8 protein-coding genes are annotated in these 3,498 nt (G+C 65.0%); 4 read left to right on the top strand and 4 right to left on the bottom strand.

Going from position 1 to position 3,498, the window contains the following annotated elements; translation table 11 throughout:
* A partial coding sequence (locus QP997_RS09605) for a hypothetical protein (protein ID WP_262370461.1) occupies positions 1 to 308 on the top strand: 308 nt, incomplete at its 5' end.
* Here the strand turns inward: QP997_RS09605 and QP997_RS09610 are convergent.
* From QP997_RS09610 to QP997_RS09625, 4 genes are read right to left on the bottom strand one after another with little or no spacing between them, the layout of a single operon-like run.
* Entirely contained in the window at positions 305 to 502 is a 198-nt protein-coding gene (locus QP997_RS09610) for a hypothetical protein (protein ID WP_005053846.1), read from the bottom strand. The genes QP997_RS09605 and QP997_RS09610 overlap by 4 nt on opposite strands.
* Positions 503 to 517: 15 nt before the next feature.
* Positions 518 to 838 carry a DMT family transporter gene (locus tag QP997_RS09615; protein WP_019160223.1) on the bottom strand — a complete coding sequence of 107 codons (321 nt, stop codon included), beginning with the start codon at positions 836 to 838 and terminating at the stop codon, positions 518 to 520.
* Positions 838 to 1,185 (bottom strand): DMT family transporter, encoded by a 348-nt coding sequence (locus tag QP997_RS09620; RefSeq protein WP_005053852.1) that lies wholly within the window; start codon positions 1,183 to 1,185, stop codon positions 838 to 840. The genes QP997_RS09615 and QP997_RS09620 overlap by 1 nt, the downstream gene beginning before the upstream one ends.
* Positions 1,186 to 1,187: 2 nt before the next feature.
* Complete coding sequence (locus QP997_RS09625; protein WP_019174037.1) at positions 1,188 to 1,718, bottom strand: TetR/AcrR family transcriptional regulator; 531 nt, start codon at positions 1,716 to 1,718, stop codon at positions 1,188 to 1,190.
* Positions 1,719 to 1,971: 253 nt separating this feature from the next.
* Between QP997_RS09625 and QP997_RS09630 the strand changes: the two genes are divergently transcribed.
* From QP997_RS09630 to QP997_RS09640, 3 genes are all read left to right on the top strand, one after another.
* A complete protein-coding gene (locus tag QP997_RS09630; protein ID WP_019174038.1) occupies positions 1,972 to 2,214 on the top strand; it encodes an antitoxin VbhA family protein in 243 nt (80 codons plus the stop codon).
* Positions 2,214 to 3,074, top strand: a complete 861-nt coding sequence (locus QP997_RS09635; RefSeq protein WP_070424185.1) for a Fic/DOC family protein — start codon at positions 2,214 to 2,216, stop codon at positions 3,072 to 3,074. Before QP997_RS09630 ends, QP997_RS09635 begins: the two co-directional genes overlap by 1 nt.
* 2 nt (positions 3,075 to 3,076) lie before the next feature.
* A partial coding sequence (locus QP997_RS09640) for a recombinase family protein (protein WP_284846994.1) occupies positions 3,077 to 3,498 on the top strand: 422 nt, incomplete at its 3' end.

Genomic DNA, 3,498 nt, shown 5'->3' on the forward strand with positions numbered 1-3,498 from the left:
ACTTGAAATCCGTCATCGTTCCGTCCGTCCAATCTCCGCCAAGCATGCTCAAGCTTCACGATTTTTGCAACAGAGCCCTCCCGGAAGCTCTGGGGGGAGTTTCGATGACTGAGCGGGTGGCCGAACAAGTGCGGCGACTGCTGCACGAGCAGCCGGAGCTTGAAGTCGTGTTCACCGATGCGCTCACCGCCGACAGTTACCTCCACAGTGGGCGCAGCGGCCGCCCAGTGCTGTTCCTGCACACGGCGCACCGCCAGCTCGTTGACGAGCTGCGCGGCCGCGGTGATGACCCCGGCCGACCGCACTAGTCCAATGGGCGGGAGGCGTTGCGCAGCTCGTCGACGACTTCGCGATGCTGTGGGTGTACGAACAGGATGAGGGCCTGGCCGTGCGTGCTCAGAAGATGACTGTCGACGGTGATTGCGTCCACGAATCGGATGTCGACGGCAGGATCTTCCAGGAGGGCGCGGCGAATTGCCGCGAGGGTGCGAGCGACGGTCATGGCCGTGTCGGCAGGCTAGTGGGCCGCGCCGAGTTCGACGAGGAGGACGCCGCCGATGATGAGGGCGATGCCGAGCGCCATGACCCAGGTGAAGGGCTCTTTGAACAGGAACTTGCTGGCCACTGCGGTGAGGGCGACGCCGGAGGCGGCCCAGATGCCGTAGGCAACACCGATGCCGAGCCCGAGGGCAAGGACTTGGGTGAGGAAGAAGAACGCGCCGAGGTAGCCCACGACGACGGCGATGTAGAACAGTTTCCGTCCGCCGGTTGCCAGGCGCAGGGAGAGCGCCGCGCCGACTTCGAGGACGATCGCGAGGATGAGGAAGAGCCAGACCATCAGATGCTCGCCTCCCTCTTGCGCTGCGCCGCTTGCGATCCGAGTTCGACGGTGAGAACACCGCCGATGATCAACGCCAGGCCGAGGATCATCACGCCGGTCAAGGGCTGTCCGAACAGAAGTGCCGCCAGCACCGCCGTCAGGGCGACGCCCATCGCGCCCCAGATCCCGTACGCAACCCCGAGGGCCATCCCCTCGCGTAGAACGAGCGCGAGAAGCGTGAACGCGCCGACGTAGCCGATCGCGACGAGGATGTACCAGGCGGGGTGGTCCTGGCCGGCTTGGAGGGCGAGGGAGCCGGCGACTTCACTGATGATCGCGCCGGCAAGCAGGAGCCATTTCTTCATAGTCAGTCCTTCACGAGGTTGTGGGCGAAGGCGCGGAGCTGCGCCAGGTCGCCGGGGGTAGGAGGGGAGACGTTGGCGGCTTCGGCAAGCCACCCGCCGTCGGCCAGGAGGCGGGCGGCGAGCAACCGGGTGCGTTCGTCCGGGGCGACGTCATCGGGCACGACGAGCCAGGGCGCGAGACGTTCGGCCCAGCGCTGCGTGAGCGAGCGGCGCAGCTTCGGATCACTCATCGCCACCAGGTCGGTTTCATCGAAACCCCCGGACAGTGACCAGTCGACATACGCGCCGATGCGCGCGGCCGGCGCCGCGCCCTCCGGCGACGACCCGAGGCGTGCGACCAGCGCCTCTTCCCAGCGGTCCAAAACGGAGTCCACCAGGGCGAGCATGAGGGCTTCCTTCGTGGGGAAGTGATACATCACCCCCGGCTTGGTCAGCCCCACACTTCGGGCCACGGAATCCAGAGACACCGCCCGCCCCTCGTCGAGCTGAGAGAAGGCGGCCGCCAGGATCGCGGGGCGAGGATCGGTGCGCATGAGTGTAGGTTACCATTCGGAAGGTAACCAGGCCATCCAGCAGATTGCCGGCGCATAGGTTCATCACCGCGAGCCGAGTAGGCCGAAAACGATCGTTTTCGGGCAGCCGTGCCGGACGGCCCGCCGAGGCAGCGACACGCCGTTATCTGACCGACCGAAACCTATGACCGAAACCAACCCCGACCCGAAACCCGACCTATACCGTTTGCGGGCAGGCCGGTAAAATCAGGAGTACACCAGGAGGTGCAGCATTATGTCGCAACCATCATTTGACGTAGAGGCCCGCTGGCCCGAGCTGTTCGACCAGCTCGACGCTGACCAGCGCCGAGCCGTTGTGCGCTCGCTCGCGGCAGGCTGGCATGAGGGATGGGAGCCGAACCGCGAAGACGTGGCCGACCTCATCGACTACACGCGCGGCGCGCTGACGTTCGAGGACTACGAGGCGCGCACCGCCGCTAAGGCGGCGCGCATCGCCGGAGCGGCCGCTACGCTCTGATGCCGCACCAGTTCGATTCGTGGGAGTCATACTTTTACCCGGAGACGTACAACGCGCAGACCCGCAATGGCGTGCTGCGCAACATACCGGACATTCGAGACGCCGCAGCGCTGCGCACCTACGACTACCGCATGTCGTTTGCGCGCCGCATCGAGCTTGAGTTGCGCCCGGAGCTTGTGACTCGCACGTTCGACGGCGAGCACATGAAGCAGATTCACGGCCACCTCTTCGGCTCGACCTTTGAATGGGCTGGTCAGTACCGAACGGTGAACATGGCGAAGGGCGGCGGAGCCGCTTTCGCTGATGCTCACAACGGCGCGATAGACGCCTACTTAGACAACGTGCGCGTGATGGTCGAGCGCACCGATTGGGCGCAGCTCAGCCACGCCGAGTTCTCGGAGCGCGCCGCCGAAATCTTCGCCTGGACAAACCAGAGTCATCCGTTCAGAGAGGGCAACGGACGCACTACCAAGGTGTTCATGGAGCACGTTGCGGAGCGCTCACCGTACACGCTTGAGTTCGAGCGCGTGCCCGAGGAAGTTTGGAATATGGCATCGGCCGCGACGCGGCCGCCGCTGGGGGAGTACCTACCCAACCATGTTCCGATGGTGCCCGTGTTCGAGCACGCGGCCGTGCCGCGGTCGAACGTGCTGATGCACGAGGGCGGCCGCGTCACAGGCGACGCAGCGCCCGAGAAGCCGATGACGCTTGGAGAGCGCATCGAGCGCAAGGTGAACGAGCTGCGCGAGGCTCGGCCGAGCAAGCCGAAGCACGCAGCAGATCGCGGCCGGGATATGCCCGAGCTGGGCGACGGATCGAAGCCGAAGCCGCCCGAGCGTGGCCCGAGCTTAGGACGATAGCCGTGAGGCTCGGATATACCCGTGTCAGCACCCGCGAGCAGAATGCAGACTCGCAGATCGCCCGCCTCGAACAGGCAGGGTGCGAACGAATTTTCGTTGACGTTGGCTATTCAAGTCGCGTTGAGGATCGACCCGATTGGATCGAGTGCCGGAAGATTCAGCGCCCCGGTGATGAGCTGGTGATTCCCTCGCTCGACCGCGTGGCAGGCACTGACAGCATCGCTATCTCGGTTATCCGTGACCACGCAGCGCGTGGCGTGAAGCTGCGCAGCCTCGATGAACCGTGGATGGACATAGACCCGTCAACAGCGATGGGTGAAGCCATGCTCAAGATCATGGCGACGCTCGGGCTCTGTTGCAAAGATTGGCGGCAGTCAGAGGTAGGCTGTCGCTCTGCGCCGATCAGGCGGCTGCTGCGAAATGG

The organism is Corynebacterium sp. MSK039 (assembly GCF_030232315.1).
GTDB lineage: Bacteria > Actinomycetota > Actinomycetes > Mycobacteriales > Mycobacteriaceae > Corynebacterium.

Coding starts and splice junctions, on each gene's coding strand:
- QP997_RS09620 (WP_005053852.1), bottom strand. CDS start 1,185: ATGAAGAAATGGCTCCTGCTTGCCGGCGCGATCATCAGTGAAGTCGCC.
- QP997_RS09615 (WP_019160223.1), bottom strand. CDS start 838: ATGGTCTGGCTCTTCCTCATCCTCGCGATCGTCCTCGAAGTCGGCGCG.
- QP997_RS09630 (WP_019174038.1), top strand. CDS start 1,972: ATGTCGCAACCATCATTTGACGTAGAGGCCCGCTGGCCCGAGCTGTTC.
- QP997_RS09610 (WP_005053846.1), bottom strand. CDS start 502: ATGACCGTCGCTCGCACCCTCGCGGCAATTCGCCGCGCCCTCCTGGAA.
- QP997_RS09635 (WP_070424185.1), top strand. CDS start 2,214: ATGCCGCACCAGTTCGATTCGTGGGAGTCATACTTTTACCCGGAGACG.
- QP997_RS09625 (WP_019174037.1), bottom strand. CDS start 1,718: ATGCGCACCGATCCTCGCCCCGCGATCCTGGCGGCCGCCTTCTCTCAG.